A 14019-nucleotide genomic window follows, 5' to 3' on the forward strand; every position below is an offset into this window, starting at 1 on the left:
TCTAGTCAAAACGCCCCACAGCATACGAAAAAAGGGGGCCTCCCATGGGAGGCCCCCTTTTCATGGCTCAAAAAACGGCACGGATATCCTCTCACCGTTCTGTCCCTGCACGCGCGGGCGCAGGAACAATGCGGGCTTCACAGGCATCCTCTTTCCGGTCGGGGCAGAGCCTGCGCAGCCTGCGGATACACGCCGCACATGCGGGCACCAGAAACAGGTCGGCACACACCCAGGCCGCCGGGGAGGCGAAGCACGCCGCCGTATAGCCCATGGCTGGGACAAAGAAGCGGCCTGCCGCTGCCCGGGCCGCCATCTCCATCACACCGGCCAGGACGGCAAAGGAGCTAAAGCCCATACCCTGAATGGAAAAGCGGAAAATATTCACCAGGGCCAGGGCGAAGAAAAAGGCGCAGCTGGTGACGATATACCGGCTGGTCAGGTCCACCAGCAGGGTCAGTTCCTGTTCTTTGGGGTCCAGAAACAGCATGGCGCATTGGGGAGCCAACACCAGCATGGCGGCAAAGGCCATCACGGCATAGACAAATCCCATGAGCGTACAGGCCCGGACGCCCCGGCCCAGCCGGTCCAGCCGGCAGGCCCCTGCATTCTGGCCGCAGTAGGTGGCCATGGCGGCACCCATGGCGTCATAGGGACAGGCCAGCAGCTGAAAGAGCTTGTTCCCGGCGGCCACCGCCGCCACATAGAGGCTGCCCAGTCCGTTCACCGCCGTCTGCAGGACGATGGAGCCGATGGCAGTGATGGAATACTGCAGGCCCATTGGGATCCCCATGGCGCACAGCACCCTGCAGGAGGGAAGGTCCAGCCGCCGCTCCTCCCGGCTCAGGTGCAGGATGGGGTACTTTTTCCGCATATAAAACAGGCAGGCCACCCCGGATACGCCCTGGGACAATACTGTGGCTGCCGCCGCTCCCGCCACCCCGGCATGAAACCAGAGGATCAGGGCAAAGTCCAGAAATATATTCAGGAAGGAGGACATGGCCAGGAAATACACCGGCGTCCTGCTGTCCCCCAGGGAGCGGATAATGCCCGCCAGCAGATTATAGAGGATGGTGGCCGGGATGCCCATGAATATGATAAAAATGTAGGCGCGGGAATCTTCAAAAATATCCGCCGGGGTATTCATGGCCGTCAGGATCGTCCGGCACAGAAGGCCGGTAGCCACTGTCAGCACCAGGGCGAAAGCGGCCGCCAGATAGGCGGCATTGGCCACGCATCTGCGCATCTTTCCCGGCTCCTGCGCCCCCATCCGCTGGGCGACCGGAATGGCGAACCCGCTGCACAGTCCCATGCAGAAACCGATGACAAAAAAGTTAATGGATCCGGTGGCGCCCACCGCCGCCAGGGCGCGGGCCCCCAGCAGCTTACCCACCACCATGGTGTCCACCAGATTGTAGAGCTGCTGGAACAGCATCCCGAACAGCGTCGGCACAGTAAAGCCCAGGATCAGCCGCATCGGGCTGCCCCTGGTCAGGTCCTTGGTCACAGAGATCCCCTCCTCAGGGCGTTTCACCGTCTTGCTTAAATACCGCACTATTATAGCCATCTCAGGCAGGGCTGCATAGCGCCGTTTTTCACAATCTTTCCCGGTTTTTCCCTGAAAAATGCCGCCGAAACGGCGAACACAGCGCGGCGGATCGCGTCCAAACGTGAAGGGAGCGTGTATCCGTATCTCCAGGAAGTCCCTTGGCAAACAGCCGGACCGCCCTGAACTGTGATCGGTATCATCAGGAAGATCGAAGTTTGGCCCAGGCTGCAGACTTTCCGTTTTTCAAACCCGCAATATGATACCGTATCAAGTGCCTTAATCTAATCAACTTCAAGAAGTCCATGAGATATACCCCCCTGGCCTACATCCGGTCAGAGGAAGATATCCTGAAGCTGGTGAACGCCCTGTAGTCACGAAACGCTATGCGTACATTCTGGATGAGGACCGAAGAATGTTAACTTCTGAAATAGAGCAGCAATTCTATCAGCAGGGCGGCACTGCAATACAGCCAGCAGCAACAGAAAAAGCGCCCGCGATGGACGCAGATGCCCTGGCTGCGCTGATTCCCAACAGGCACGACCAGCCGGCAGGCAGTTCGGAAAAGGTGGGAAATTCAAATTAGCAAACTCCCGTTTTTTCTTAGCAAACTGGTGAAAACCGTTCAAATCCAATTAGCAAACATACATCATGCAGCGCATAAAAACCTCCCAGCTTCGGAGAACCGGCTGCCGTGAGAAATGAGAACAAAAAACGCTGCAAGCCTTTGGAAAAAGGCTTGCAGCGTTTCTTTTGGCACCCCCGACCAGACTCTAACTGGTGGCCTACCGCTTAGGAGGCGGTCGCTCTATACAACTGAGCTACGGAGGCATATACAAGAATTATTCAGTTTTCCGGCTTAGCAGGACTCGAACAAACTGCCGCTTAGGATGTGGCCGCTCTATCCGGTTGAGCTGCAGACGCGTATGACAAAATCGGGAAATACGTTTTAAAAGCGGACACCCCATCCAGTTGAACGATCAGGGCATGCCCTATCCCTCCGGGAGAATTACTTTTCTATTGTAACCCAAAGCTCCGCCGGTGTCAACGCCCGCCGGCCCGCCGGGGCGGAGATTTGTCCGCCGCAAAACCGCCTGTATCCTCCGCCGGAGCCTCCCGTTCCATTGGGAAAATAGCTGAAACAACACTTTTTTGAGAATTAAAGTTGCGCTCTTTATTGCATTCGGTTATAATAGATGGTCGGAATTACAGAGATCCTGTTTTTTCGCTTCCCAATGGCCGGACAGAGCCCCGCTCTGCCCTGCCCGGGTCTCCATTCCCCGCGTTATTCATATGTCCGCCGGACAGGGCCCCGGTAAGGGGGCGTCCGGTGGTCTTGCCATACAGGAGGAAGTTCAACTATGCAGAACACAAAGCTGAGAAACGTAGCCATCATCGCCCACGTCGACCATGGCAAGACCACGCTGGTGGACGAAATGCTCAAGCAGGGCGGTATTTACCGTGACAACCAGGCCACGGTGGAGCGGGTGATGGACTCCGGCGACCTGGAGCGTGAGCGCGGCATCACCATTCTGGCCAAGAACACCGCTGTCCACTACAAGGACGTGAAGATCAACATCGTGGATACCCCGGGCCATGCCGACTTCGGCGGCGAGGTGGAGCGCATCCTGAAGATGGTCAACGGCGTCATCCTGCTGGTGGACGCCGCCGAGGGCCCCATGCCCCAGACCCGCTTCGTCCTCTCCAAGGCCCTGGAGCTGGGCCACAAGGTCATCGTGGTGGTCAACAAGATCGACCGCCCCGACCAGCGCATCCACGAGGTCATGGACGAGGTGCTGGAGCTGCTGCTGGACCTGAACGCCACCGATGAGCAGTTCGAGTCCCCCACCCTGTTCTGCTCCGGCCGCCAGGGCACTGCCTCCTATTCCCCCGACGTGCCCGGCACCGACCTGACTCCCCTCTTCGAGACCATCGTCAACTATATCCCCGGCCCCGAGTCCGACGACGAGGGCCCCTTCCAGATGCTGGTATCCTCTATCGACTACAATGAGTTCGTGGGCCGGATCGCCATCGGCCGCATCGAGCGGGGCACCATCAAGCAGAACCAGGAGATCGCGGTGTGCAACTACCACGATCCCGACGCCCCCGCTCAGAAGGCCAAGGCGGTCTCCCTCTACCAGTTCGACGGCCTGGGCAGGGTACCCGTGACTGAGGCCACCTCCGGCAACATCATCGCCATGAGCGGCATCGGCGACATCACCATCGGAGACACCATCTGCGCTCCCGACTGTGTGGAGCCCATCGAGTTCGTGAAGATCTCGGCCCCCACCATCGAGATGACCTTCTCGGTCAACGACTCCCCCTTCGCCGGCCGGGAGGGCAAGTTTGTCACCTCCCGCCAGCTCCGGGACCGCCTGTTCCGGGAAACTCTGAAGGACGTATCCCTGCGGGTGAGCGAGACCGACTCCACCGACGCCTTCAACGTGGCCGGCCGGGGCGAGATGTCCCTGTCCATCCTCATCGAGACCATGCGCCGGGAGGGCTATGAGTTCCAGGTCTCCCCCCCCCGCGTGCTCTTCCGGGAGATCGACGGCAGGAAGTGCGAGCCCATTGAGCGTCTGGTGGTGGACGTGCCCGCCGACGCCATCGGCTCGGTGATCGAGGCCATTGGCCGCCGCAAGGGCGACCTGCTGGACATGAACCCTGTGGGCGAGCGGATGAAGGCCCAGTTCCTGGTGCCCTCCCGTGGCCTGTTCGGCTACCGCAACGAGTTCCTCACCGCCACCAAGGGCGAGGGCATCATGGCCTCGGTCTTTGAGAATTACGCCCCCATGAAGGGCGAGATTGCCCGGCGGAACACCGGCAGCCTGGTGGCCTTCGAGACCGGCGAGGCCGTCACTTACGGCCTGTTCAACGCCCAGGAGCGGGGCACCCTCTTCATCGGCGCAGGCGTGCCTGTGTACGGCGGCATGATCGTGGGCGAGTGCCCCAAGCAGGAGGACATCAGCGTCAACGTCTGCAAGAAGAAGCAGCTGACCAACATGCGGGCCGCCGGCTCTGACGACGCCCTGCGCCTGGTCACCCCCCGCACCCTCAGCCTGGAGCAGTGCCTGGAGTTCCTGGCAGATGACGAGCTGCTGGAGGTCACCCCCGAGAACCTGCGCCTGCGCAAGCGGGTGCTGGACCACGGCGACCGGATGCGCATCGCCAGCAAGAAGAAGTAAAATTTGAGCCCGCCGCGAAAGCGGCGGGCTCTTCCTTTGCCTGCTCGGGGGATGCGCCCGCCCCGTGGGCAGGACAGGATATAAACGGGCAGCCACAGGGGCTTATTGAGACTTAATAGACCTGGATATCCGCGATCGCGTGGCTGCCGCCGTTGAGCACGATCTTCATCTGAAGCGCATTATGGATATCTACCTCAAAATGTTTGGGCAGCTCATCCCAACTCATATCCGCTGAAAAGGCCAGCTCTCCATCCAGATAGATATCTACCTGCCCTTCTCCCCACGAGTCACCGCCGTCCTCATGGCCCATATCAAAGCTGAGAGTTTTATATTGACCATTCAGGTTGAACAGCGCCGTGGCGTCCATCTGTCCATGAATACATTTCATCACGTTTGCATACTTTTTTCCGCCCATTTCCAACGTAGCGGGCATTTCCACGCTGCTCGTCTGATACGGCGGGCAGACAGTGAGCAGGTACTGCTTCATCCCCGGGGCCTCGCCGATATAGACCCGCTGGTTCTTGCCGTCGTAGCTGACGGCCTTGCCCAGGTACTGGCTCACCGCCCGGAGGGGAACGTAGGTGGTGCCGTTGTAGACGAAGGTGTCCACCGGCTTGCCATTGGCATCGGTGGGCTTCATCTCCACTCCGTCCACGTAGATATCCACCCCCGTGAGGACCTGGATGGTCTTGCCCGCCAGGGCCGCCCCGGCGGGGGAGGCCAAAGCGAATACCAGGGCCATGGCAAGGGCTCCGGTCAGGATATCGCGCACTCGGTGCATTTTTTTCATATGGTTTCCTCCTCTTTGTTTGATTTCATTTCAATATACGAATAAAACGACAATCCCCGCCTTGCCAAAGGCGGGGAATTCCCGTATAATTGCCATGCGGTGCGGCGAATACCGCCGTCAGGCGCCGAAGCACCTGCAAGTTCCGTTTTAAGGCGTGTCTCCCCTTGGACGTGCCGTATTTTCCAGGGATGATTTTACCATATTTCAGTGCAAATTGCAACCGGTGCAGGGCCCTGTGGGCGGCCTCCGCATCGGAAAAACAGCATGTCAGAAAGGACCTGATCTCCTTGTCCATCCTTATCCGCAACGTGACCCCCGCCGACCTGGACGGGGTGTGTGCCGTGGAAAACGCCGGGTTTCCCCCGGCGGAAGGGGCCACCCGTGCCGCCTTCCAATACCGCATCTCCGCCTTCCCCCAGTGGTTCCTGGTGGCCGAGGACGCCGGCCAGGTGGTGGGGCTGCTCAACGGACCGTCCACCGGGAAGCGCTTCCTCTGCGACGAGCTGTACGAGCCCGGCGGGGCCGACGAGGGGGGCGACGCCCTGGCCATCCTGGGCCTGGCCGTACTGCCCGCTTACCGGAAACAGGGAATCGCCGCCCGGCTGATGGAGGAGTACATCGCCAGGGCCCGGGCGGCGGGCAAGCGCCGCATCGTGCTCACCTGCAAGGAGGGGCTCATTCCCTACTACGAGAAGTTCGGCTACCAGAACCGGGGCGTGTCGGCCTCGATCCACGGTGGGGTCGTGTGGTATGATATGGAGCTGATCCTGTGATCTTTCCCCCAATCGGGCGAATTACGGTACAAAAGGGGCGTGTCTGCGGACACGCCCCTTTTTCGCGCAAAAATTTTACTTGACATTCTGCCCCGCTGTGATTACAATATCGCTTAAATCATTTTAATTAAATTTTTTTAATTAAAATAGTTGAATCAACAAAACCGGCAACTGCCGAAAGGAGCCAATCACCATGTTTGAAAAAGTCCGCGATATCATCGTCAGCAACCTGAACTGCGACCTGGAGGCCGTGACCCCGGAGGCCAAGCTCACGGATGACCTGGAGCTGGACTCTCTGGACGCGGTGGACCTGATCAGCGCCCTGGAGGAGGAGTTCGACGTGACCATGCCCGATGACGCCGCCGTCTCCTTCCAGACCGTGGGCGACATCGTCCGCTATCTGGAGGCCAACGCCCAGTAATCATGGAGCTCAACGACATTTTCGCCCTGATGGACCGGCTGGAGGGCAGCTCCCTTACCCGCCTGGAGCTGGAGGACGGGGACTTTAAGCTGGTCCTGGACCGGACCGCGCCCTCCGTCTCCGCTGCCGCCGCCCCGGCTCCGGTCCCGGCGGCAGCCCCCGCACCGGCTGAACCTGTCCGGGAACAGGAAGCCCAGCCGGAGGGAGCCGTAATCCGCGCCCCGTTGGTGGGTACCTTCTACGCCGCCTCCGCCCCCGGCGCCGCCCCCTTCGCCCCGGTGGGCACGGCGGTGAAAAAGGGCCAGACGGTCTGTATTCTGGAGGCCATGAAGATGATGAGCGAGGTCCCCGCCCCTGCCGACGGCGTGATCGCCGAAGTGCTGGCCGCCGACGGCGAGCTGGTGGGCTTCGACCAGCCCCTCTTCCGGCTCAAGTGAGGAAACGTTTATGTTCAAGCGCGTTTTGATCGCCAACCGGGGCGAGATCGCGGTGCGTATTATCCGGGCCTGTCAGGAGATGGGGGTGGAGACGGTGGCGGTCTACTCGGCTGCTGACGCCGACTCCCTCCACGTACAGCTGGCCGACCGGGCGGTGTGCGTGGGCCCGGCCCGCTCGGCGGAGAGCTATCTCAACATCCCCGCCCTCCTCACCGCCGCCCTGGAGAGCGGGTGTGACGCCCTCCATCCCGGCTACGGCTTTCTCTCCGAAAACGCCGACTTTGCCGATCTGTGCGTGAGGAGCGGCCTCGTTTTTATCGGCCCCACCGGGGACATGATCCGGCAGCTGGGGGACAAGGCCGCCGCCCGGGCCCTGATGCGCGCCCACGGCGTGCCGGTGGTGCCCGGCTCCGACGGGCCGGTGTCCGGCCCCGCCGCCGCCCTGAAGCTGGCGGAGCAGGTGGGCTATCCCGTGCTCCTCAAGGCCAGCGCCGGCGGCGGCGGCCGGGGCATGCGCCGGGTGGACGCCCCCGGGGACCTGCCCCGGCTTTTTGACGAGGCCGCGGGCGAGGCCCGCTCCTGCTTCGGCAACGGGGAGCTCTATCTGGAAAAGCTCATCCTCCGTCCCCGGCACATCGAGTTTCAGATCCTGGCCGACACCCAGGGCCATGTGATCCACCTGGGGGAGCGGGACTGCTCCATCCAGCGCAAGAACCAGAAGCTGGTGGAGGAATCCCCCTCCCGCGCCCTGACGCCCCAGCTGCGCCGGGCCATGGGAGAGGCCGCCCTGTCCGCCGCCCGGGCCGCCGGGTACGTCAGCGCCGGCACGGTGGAATTCGTACTGGACCAGGAGGGAAAATTCTACTTCATCGAGATGAACACCCGCATCCAGGTGGAGCACCCGGTGACCGAGCTGGTCTCCGGCCTGGATCTGGTGAAGGAACAGCTGCGCATCGCCGCGGGGCTGCCCCTCTCCCTGGCGCAGGAGGACGTGACCCTCACCGGCCACGCCATCGAGTGCCGGGTCAACGCCGAGGACCCGCGGAAGGGCTTCCGCCCCTGCCCCGGCCGGACCGAGTTCCTCCACCTGCCCGGCGGGCCCGGCGTGCGGGTGGACACCCTGCTCTACAACGGCTGCGAGGTCAGCCCCTTCTATGACAGCCTGGTGGCCAAGGTCATTGTCCACGCCCCCACCCGGCTGGAGGCCATCCGCCGGATGCGCCGGGCCCTGGCCGAGCTCATCATCCAGGGCTATCCCACCACCGCCCCCTTCTGCTACCTGTTGCTCCACCACCCGGACTTCGTCCAGGGCCGGTACGACACCGGCTTTCTGGCCGGGCACCTGGAGGAACTGCTGGACTGGGAGGACGGGGCGTCGTGAACGCGTAAGGAGGAAGACCCACTGTGAACCATCTCTTTCGAGCCCGCCGGGAGCATCTGGATCAGCTGCGGGAGCGCCGGGGCCTGCGGGAAAAGGCGGATATTCGCCGCCGTCCGGAAGCCGCCGTGTTCCAGCAGTGTCCCGCCTGTGGGACCATGGTCTCGGAGCGGGATCTGGCCCGGGCCCTCTACGTCTGCCCCCGCTGCGGACACCACCATAAGATCAGCGCGTACCCGCGCCTGTCCATGCTGCTGGATCCCAACACCTTTCAGGAGCTGGACGAGACTCTCACCGGCGGCGACCCGCTGGACTTTCCCGGCTATCCCGACAAGCTCTCCGGCCTGCGGGAAAAAACCGGCCTCACTGAGGCGGCGGTCACCGCCCGGGGAAAGATCAACGGCCGTCCGGTGGCCGTGGCCGTGCTGGACAGCCGCTTCCTCATGGGCAGCATGGGGGTGGCCGTGGGGGAGAAGATCGCCCGGCTGGCCGAGCTGGCCCGAAAGCAGCGCCTGCCCCTCATCATCTGCTCGGCCAGCGGCGGCGCCCGCATGCAGGAGGGCATCCTCTCCCTGATGCAGATGGCCAAGACCAGCGCCGCCCTGGAGCGGTTCTCGGCCGCCGGGGGGCTGTATATCTCAGTGCTCACCCACCCCACCACCGGGGGCGTCACCGCCTCCTTCGCCTCCCTGGGGGACATCACCCTGGCCGAGCCCGGCGCCCTCATCGGCTTCGCCGGGCCCCGGGTCATCGAGCAGACCATCGGCCAGAAGCTCCCTGAGGGCTTCCAGAGCGCCGAATACCTAGAGGAGCACGGCTTTGTGGACCAGATCGTCCCCCGTGCCCAACTGCGGGAGACCATCTCCCGGCTGCTGGTCCTCCACGAGAAGGGGGGCAGGCTCCGTGATTAAGGACTGGGAGGCCAGGATCGAGGCCATGGACCGGGAGCTCGCTGCCCTGGAGGGCAGCGAAGAGGCCGCCGCCCTCATCCGCCGTGCCCAGCTCCGGCGGGACCGGGACGAGCTGCTGGAGGCCTGCCGGGACTGCACGCCGGAGGACCGGGTCTATCTGGCCCGCCACGCCGGCCGCCCCGGCACGGCGGATTTTATCTCCGCCCTGTGTACCGGCTTTTTCGAGTGCCGGGGGGACCGCCAGTGCCGGGAGGATCCCAGCATCCTGGGGGGCGCGGCGCTGTACCACGGCCTGCCCGTCACCGTCATCGGCCACCGGAAGGGCAAAAACCTGGAGGAGAACATGGCATACAACTTCGGCATGCCCTCCCCCGAGGGCTACCGGAAGGCCCAGCGGCTCATGCGCCAGGCGGAGAAATTCCGCCGTCCGGTGCTCACCTTTATCGACACCCCCGGCGCCTATCCCGGTCTGGAGGCCGAGGCCAGGGGCCAGGGAGAGGCCATCGCCTCCAGCCTGGCCCTGATGAGCTCCCTCACCGTTCCGGTGGTCTCGGTAGTCATCGGCGAGGGGGGCAGCGGCGGCGCCCTGGCCCTGGCGGTGGCCAACCGGGTGCTCATGCTGGAAAACGCGGTCTACTCCGTCCTCTCTCCGGAGGGGTTTGCCTCCATCCTGTGGAAGGACGCCGCCCGCTCCGGCGAGGCCGCGGGGCTGATGAAGCTCACCGCCGCCGACCTCTTTTCCCTGGGGGTGGCCGACCAGGTCATTCCCGAGCCCCCCGGCGGCGCCCACCGGGACCCCCGGGCCGTCTTTCAGGCGGTGGACAAGGCGGTGTACGCCCATCTCTCCCGGCTGCTCAAGCTGCGGGACCCGGCGGCCCACCGCTATGAAAAATTCCGTGCCATGGGCCAGTGCGCCCGAAAGGAGGCCCCATGAGAGGACTTCGCATCGTCTCCACCGGCCGCTGTCTGCCCGCCCGGGTGGTGACCAACGACGACCTGAGCCGTCTGGTGGACACCAGCGACGCGTGGATCCGCTCCCGCACCGGCATCGGGGAGCGCCGCTTCTCCCGGGAAGAGACCGCCTGGGACCTGTGCGCCGGGGCGGCCCGGCAGGCGCTGGAGCGCGCCGGCGTCCACCCCGAAGAGATCGCCGCCTGCGTGACGGCCACCTGCACCCCCGGCTGCTCCGCCCCCGCCAACGCCTGCATGGTGCAGGCCGCCCTGGGTCTGCCGGAGGATATTCCCTGCTTCGACCTGAACGCCGCCTGCTCCGGCTTTGTCTATGGACTGGAGACCCTCCGGGGCCTGCTGGCCGTGAGCGAGCGGAAATACGCCCTCCTTGTCGGCGGCGAGCAGCTCAGCCGGGTGCTGGACATGTCCGACCGCAGTACCTGCGTCCTCTTTGGGGACGGCGCCGGCGCGGCGGTGGTGACCCTCACCGACGGGCCGTGGCACGCTGCCCTGGGCTGCCGGGGGAGTGCCGATCTTCTCCGGATCGACGGAGCGGGACCGGAGCGCGCCTATCTGCACATGGACGGCCCCGGCGTCTACCGCTTCGCGGTGGAGGCCCTGCCCGCCTGCGTCCGCACCCTGCTGGAGCGCAGCGGCCTCACTCTGGAGGACATCGACTGGATCGTCCCCCACCAGGCCAACCGCCGCATCATCGACACGGCGGCCAAACGCCTGGGCGCCCCTGTGGACAGGTTCTATCAGAACATGGAGCGCTACGGCAACACCTCCGCCGCCAGCATCCCCATCGCCCTGGACGAGATGGCGGAGCAGGGCCTGCTGCGGCGGGGACAGAAGATCATCTGCGCCGCCTTCGGCGCCGGCCTCACCTGGGGCGGCGTTCTCTTTGAATGGTAGCGGAAAGGAAGGTTCCAATGAAACTCAACGAGCTGCTGGGGACCGAGTTCCCCTTTATCCAGGGCGGCATGGCCAACATCGCCACCGGCGAGTTCGCCGCCGCCGTGTCCAACGCCGGGGCTCTGGGCCTCATCGGCGGAGGCGGCATGACGCCGGAATCCTTCCGGGAGCACATCCGCCGCTGCCGCAGCCTGACCAATAAGCCCTTCGGCGTCAATATCATGCTCATGCACCCCCAGGCCGCCGATATGGCCCGCATCGCCGCCGAGGAAAAGGTGGCCGTGGTCACCACCGGCGCGGGCAGCCCCGGCCCCTATGTGTCCATGTGGAAGGAGGCGGGGGCCAGGGTGTTCCCCGTGGTCTCCGCCGTGTCCCTGGCCAAGCTGATGGCCAAGGCCGGAGTGGACGGCGTCATTGCCGAGGGCACCGAGAGCGGCGGCCACGTGGGTGAGACCACCACCATGGCCCTGGTCCCCCAGGTGTGCGACGCGGTGGACATCCCCGTCATCGCCGCCGGCGGCATCGCCGATGGACGCCAGTTGCTGGCCGCCTACGCCCTGGGAGCCTGCGGCGCCCAGCTGGGCACCTGCCTGCTGGTCAGTGAGGAGTGTCCCATCCACCCCAACTATAAAGAGGCCCTGCTCAGGGCCAAGGATACCGGCACCACCGTCACCGGGCGCATCGCCGGCACCCCCGTCCGGGTGCTGAAAAACCAGATGACCCGGGACTACATTGCCCACGAGAAGGCGGGGGCCGATAAGATGGAGCTGGAGCAGTTCACTCTGGGCAGCCTGCGCCGGGCCGTGTTTGACGGCGACACCAAAACCGGCAGCCTGATGGCCGGCCAGGTGGCCGGTATGCTCCGGGAGATCCGCCCCCTGCGCGCCATTTTCCAGGAGCTGCAGGACCAGGCTGGGGAGCGCCTCAAAGAACTCAACGCCTGACCCGGGCGGCTCCCCTCCGCCCCGGAATATCCCTCCCTCTCTCCACACCAACCGACAAGGAGCGCACCCGATGAAACTCGCTTTTCTATACGCCGGCCAGGGCGCCCAGCATGTGGGCATGGGCCGGGACTTCTATGACCGTTCTCCCCTGTTCCGGGAGGTCTTCGATTTGGCCCCCGTGGATTTTGATCTGAAGGCCCTGTGCTTTGACGGACCGGAGGACCGTCTGGCCGACACCCGTTATACCCAGCCCTGTATGGTGGCCTTTGCCGCCGGGGTCACCGCCCTGCTCTTTCAGGCGGGCGTCCGCCCCGCCATGGCCGCGGGGCTGAGCCTGGGGGAATATTCCGCCCTCCAGGCCGCGGGGGTCTTTACTCCCGCCCAGGCCATCGCCCTGGTGGCCTTCCGTGGGAAGGCCATGGCCGAAGCCGTTACCGGCCGGGACACCGGCATGGCCGCCGTGCTGGGGCTGGACCGGGAAACGCTGGCGGCGGCCTGCGCCGCCGCGTCCCCCCTGGGCACGGTGGAGATCGCCAACTACAACTGCCCCGGCCAGCTGGTCATCGGCGGCGACGCTCCGGCAGTAGACCGGGCCGGGGAGCTGGCCCGTCAGGCCGGCGCCCGCCGGGTGGTGCCGCTGAAGGTCAGCGGTCCCTTCCACACCTCGCTGATGGCCCCCGCCGGAGAAGCCCTTCGCCGCCGCCTTCAGGACACCGTGTTCGGCCCCATGGCCTTCCCCGTCCTCTTCAACTGCAAGGGGGATGTGATGGAACCGGGGGACACCATCCCCGCCCTGCTGGAGCGGCAGGTGCAGTCCAGCGTCTACCTGGAGGACACCATCTGCGCCATGGCCGCCCACGGCGTGGACACCATTGTGGAGATCGGCCCGGGCAAGACCCTCTCCGGCTTTGTCCGCCGGACCGTGAAGGACATCCAGACCTATTCCATCGACACGGCGGAGGACTTTGACGCCGCCGTGTCCGCCCTGAAAGGAGCGTAACGCTATGGATCTCACCGGAAGAAACGCCCTGGTCACCGGAGGCAGCCGGGGCATCGGCCGCGCCGTCTGCCTGGAGCTGGCCCGCCGGGGGGCCAATGTGGCGGTGAACTACGCCGGAAACGCCCGGGCCGCTGAGGAAACGGCGGCAGCCTGCCGGGAGTTGGGCGTACAGGCCTTTGCCGTCCAGGCCGACGTGTCCGACTCCGCCGCCGCCGGGGCCATGGTCAAAGCGGTCATTGAGCGCTTCGGCCGGCTGGACATCCTGGTCAACAACGCCGGGATCACTCGGGATAAGCTGGCCCTCCAGATGAAGAACGAGGATCTGGACGCCGTGCTGGACACCAACCTCAAAGGGGCCTTCTACTGCATGCGGGCGGCCTACCGGCCCATGATGAAGCAGCGCTACGGCCGCATCGTCAACCTCTCCAGCGTGGTGGGCCTGCGGGGCAACCCGGGCCAGGCCAACTACGCCGCCAGCAAGGCCGGGCTCATCGGCATGAGCAAGTCCATCGCCAAAGAGCTGGCCAGCCGCAACGTCACCGTCAACCTGGTGGCCCCCGGCTTTATCGACACCGACATGACCGCCGTCCTCCCGGAAGCCGCCAGGGAGGCGCTCCTCAAGTCCATCCCAATGGCCCGGCTGGGCCAGCCGGAGGACGTGGCCCGGGCGGTGGCCTTCTTCGCCGCCGAGGACGCGAGCTACATCACAGGCCAGGTCCTGTGCGTGGACGGCGGTATGGCGGTGTAAGGCCGCCTGTGACCCAATCTCTC

General features: G+C 64.6%; 14 protein-coding genes, 1 tRNA gene and 1 pseudogene. 13 read left to right on the top strand and 3 right to left on the bottom strand.

Translation table 11 applies throughout. The features are described from left to right. Positions 1-91: 91 nt before the first annotated feature. Complete coding sequence (locus ACTNBZ_RS04415) at positions 92-1504, bottom strand: MATE family efflux transporter (RefSeq protein ID WP_441208487.1); 1413 nt, start codon at positions 1502-1504, stop codon at positions 92-94. A 302-nt stretch (positions 1505-1806) separates the two neighbouring features. Here ACTNBZ_RS04415 and ACTNBZ_RS04420 point away from each other — a divergent pair. After that, positions 1807-1914: pseudogene (locus ACTNBZ_RS04420) on the top strand (type IV secretory system conjugative DNA transfer family protein); the annotation flags it as partial. Positions 1915-1958: 44 nt separating this feature from the next. Beyond that, positions 1959-2129: a hypothetical protein gene (locus ACTNBZ_RS04425; protein WP_441208488.1), complete on the top strand. Its 171-nt coding sequence runs from the start codon at positions 1959-1961 to the stop codon at positions 2127-2129. Between the two features lie 168 nt (positions 2130-2297). Here ACTNBZ_RS04425 and ACTNBZ_RS04430 read toward each other — a convergent pair. Next, positions 2298-2374 (bottom strand) — tRNA-Arg (locus tag ACTNBZ_RS04430). Positions 2375-2904: 530 nt separating this feature from the next. Here ACTNBZ_RS04430 and typA point away from each other — a divergent pair. Further along, the gene (gene typA / locus ACTNBZ_RS04435) at positions 2905-4728 is read left to right on the top strand and encodes a translational GTPase TypA (RefSeq protein ID WP_441208489.1); all 1824 of its coding nucleotides are present in this window, start codon (positions 2905-2907) and stop codon (positions 4726-4728) included. Between the two features lie 112 nt (positions 4729-4840). Here typA and ACTNBZ_RS04440 read toward each other — a convergent pair whose 3' ends face one another. Further along, positions 4841-5518, bottom strand: a complete 678-nt coding sequence (locus tag ACTNBZ_RS04440) for a stalk domain-containing protein (RefSeq protein ID WP_441208490.1) — start codon at positions 5516-5518, stop codon at positions 4841-4843. Positions 5519-5805: 287 nt separating this feature from the next. Here ACTNBZ_RS04440 and ACTNBZ_RS04445 point away from each other — a divergent pair, with 287 nt between their 5' ends. From ACTNBZ_RS04445 to fabG, 10 genes are all read left to right on the top strand, one after another. After that, positions 5806-6291, top strand: a complete 486-nt coding sequence (locus tag ACTNBZ_RS04445) for a GNAT family N-acetyltransferase (RefSeq protein WP_441208491.1) — start codon at positions 5806-5808, stop codon at positions 6289-6291. A gap of 193 nt (positions 6292-6484) precedes the next feature. Next, entirely contained in the window at positions 6485-6712 is a 228-nt protein-coding gene (acpP, locus tag ACTNBZ_RS04450) for an acyl carrier protein (RefSeq protein WP_441208492.1), read from the top strand. A gap of 2 nt (positions 6713-6714) precedes the next feature. Continuing rightward, positions 6715-7149 (top strand): acetyl-CoA carboxylase biotin carboxyl carrier protein, encoded by a 435-nt coding sequence (gene accB, locus ACTNBZ_RS04455; RefSeq protein ID WP_441208493.1) that lies wholly within the window; start codon positions 6715-6717, stop codon positions 7147-7149. A gap of 10 nt (positions 7150-7159) precedes the next feature. After that, a complete protein-coding gene (gene accC / locus ACTNBZ_RS04460; RefSeq protein ID WP_441208494.1) occupies positions 7160-8530 on the top strand; it encodes an acetyl-CoA carboxylase biotin carboxylase subunit in 1371 nt (456 codons plus the stop codon). A gap of 23 nt (positions 8531-8553) precedes the next feature. Further along, the gene (gene accD, locus ACTNBZ_RS04465) at positions 8554-9438 is read left to right on the top strand and encodes an acetyl-CoA carboxylase, carboxyltransferase subunit beta (protein ID WP_441208495.1); all 885 of its coding nucleotides are present in this window, start codon (positions 8554-8556) and stop codon (positions 9436-9438) included. After that, the gene (locus tag ACTNBZ_RS04470) at positions 9431-10372 is read left to right on the top strand and encodes an acetyl-CoA carboxylase carboxyltransferase subunit alpha (protein WP_441208496.1); all 942 of its coding nucleotides are present in this window, start codon (positions 9431-9433) and stop codon (positions 10370-10372) included. The genes accD and ACTNBZ_RS04470 overlap by 8 nt, the downstream gene beginning before the upstream one ends. Next, a complete protein-coding gene (locus ACTNBZ_RS04475; protein WP_441208497.1) occupies positions 10369-11304 on the top strand; it encodes a beta-ketoacyl-ACP synthase III in 936 nt (311 codons plus the stop codon). Before ACTNBZ_RS04470 ends, ACTNBZ_RS04475 begins: the two co-directional genes overlap by 4 nt. 17 nt (positions 11305-11321) lie before the next feature. Next, the gene (locus tag ACTNBZ_RS04480) at positions 11322-12248 is read left to right on the top strand and encodes a nitronate monooxygenase (protein WP_441208498.1); all 927 of its coding nucleotides are present in this window, start codon (positions 11322-11324) and stop codon (positions 12246-12248) included. A gap of 70 nt (positions 12249-12318) precedes the next feature. Next, on the top strand, positions 12319-13248 hold the full coding sequence (fabD, locus tag ACTNBZ_RS04485; protein WP_441208499.1) for an ACP S-malonyltransferase: 930 nt from the start codon (positions 12319-12321) through the stop codon (positions 13246-13248). Positions 13249-13252: 4 nt separating this feature from the next. Continuing rightward, positions 13253-13996 carry a 3-oxoacyl-[acyl-carrier-protein] reductase gene (fabG, locus tag ACTNBZ_RS04490; protein ID WP_441208500.1) on the top strand — a complete coding sequence of 248 codons (744 nt, stop codon included), beginning with the start codon at positions 13253-13255 and terminating at the stop codon, positions 13994-13996. Positions 13997-14019: the final 23 nt, after the last annotated feature.

Source organism: Pseudoflavonifractor sp. HCP28S3_F10 (assembly GCF_052065415.1).
Classification (GTDB): domain Bacteria; phylum Bacillota; class Clostridia; order Oscillospirales; family Oscillospiraceae; genus Pseudoflavonifractor_A.